At 38.1% G+C, this 1,516-nt stretch carries 2 protein-coding genes and 1 pseudogene; 1 reads left to right on the forward strand and 2 read right to left on the reverse strand.

The window, feature by feature from the left end:
• Positions 1-133: 133 nt before the first annotated feature.
• Complete coding sequence (gene tnpB, locus I6E38_RS15520) at positions 134-469, reverse strand: IS66 family insertion sequence element accessory protein TnpB (RefSeq protein WP_294914974.1); 336 nt, start codon at positions 467-469, stop codon at positions 134-136.
• A complete protein-coding gene (tnpA, locus tag I6E38_RS14730) occupies positions 463-771 on the reverse strand; it encodes an IS66 family insertion sequence element accessory protein TnpA (protein ID WP_235394691.1) in 309 nt (102 codons plus the stop codon). Before tnpA ends, tnpB begins: the two co-directional genes overlap by 7 nt.
• A gap of 487 nt (positions 772-1,258) precedes the next feature.
• Between tnpA and I6E38_RS14735 the strand changes: the two are divergent.
• Positions 1,259-1,516, forward strand: a pseudogene (locus I6E38_RS14735) (DUF4372 domain-containing protein); the annotation flags it as partial.

Here is a 1,516-nt window from a genome sequence, read left to right on the forward strand (position 1 = left end):
AAAGATTTTGATTTGGCAGCAAAGATATAATGATAAATGAATGTGTGCAAGGTGGCATCGCGGATACGCTTACGATTTTCAACTACAAAGATAGTGAAAATATGTGAGAAAAACGAATTAACAAACAACATAATTATCTGATTTTCAATGTTTTAACTATTGGGTTTGCCAATAATATTACCACATCTTTCCAACTTATTATATATACACAATCATTGCCTTCACGTTCTACTTTCATGAACTGATGACCTGCTACAAACTTCTTTTCAAACAAACTATATGAACGATTGTCAAATGCGAACAGTCTTACTATACGACGGTCACGAGACATTACTATAAATACATCACCATCATTTGGTTCACGGTGAAGTTGCTCACGTATGATCGACAGTACACGACTATGTTTGCATCGCATATCCGTAAAGTCACGGAGATAATAGAAGCGGTTAATACCGGTAACACTCAGCATAGACCCTCTAGTTTCTCTATCAGTCGCTTCAGCTCTTGATAGCTTAGGTTCTTCTGGGAGATATGCAGTCCATTGGTCATTCGCAACTCCACGAGAATACGAACACCGGAAGGCTTCGTTACTGTAGAAGATGGTTCTTGGGAAGAGCTTTCCTGCTTCGGCTCTTCCTGAGCCGAGGTAGGAAGCCCATCCACCTTTACTTCCACTATCTTGTTGCGTGTATCCTTGTACCATTTGTAGAATATGTTATAAGGTACTTTATTACGTGAACAGAACTGTTCAATGGAGATGCCCTTCGGCATTGCCTCTGTCTAGTACTGGAAATAGAATCTTTCTAAATCTTCACTGCTGTACATAATTCAATGTTTGAGTCACCTTGAAAAAGTGCCATCAAAACAGAGGGGCACCTCAAAATGCTTACAGTTTAAAACTTAAAAGCATAAGAAGAACTATTCTGTATGACATTTATAGCACAAAAGAACCCATTTTAGCCATCTTTTTGCTGTTAAACTTTCAGATTGATAGTGCTCTGACTTTTTCAAGTGGACTCATGTTTTAAATTCAACAGCGAAGATACTTATTTCTAATTTAAGCCCTAATTTGAGTGCTTACAAAGTACTGTAGTAATTCAACGAAGATACTATAGCATCAATACAAAGTAAGACACTACTGTCCCGTTAAAGCGGACTAATTGCTCTCTGAATTAATTGAAATACAGTCTATTAGGTGGTGTTTTGGAATGAAACGGACTTGATTTCGTAACTTTGCAGTCAAATTCAAATGACTGTTATGTTCCAAGACAAATACGTTTTTGCCCAACTCACCGCTTTTTTGAACAGAACTCAGTTTAACAACTATGTCCGCAAGTATGATGGAAACCACTTGTTGGAATCAATTGCTTGCAATGATGTTTGGGCAACTGAGCAATCGAGAGGGTTTGCGAGATCTGATTGTTGCTTTTGAAGCACATAGAGCAAAGCAATACCATCTTGGATTAGGGCGTAAGCCTATTGCGAAAACGACATTTGCTTCTGCCAATCAGAATCG

The organism is Leyella stercorea, assembly GCF_021531355.1.
Lineage (GTDB): Bacteria > Bacteroidota > Bacteroidia > Bacteroidales > Bacteroidaceae > Prevotella.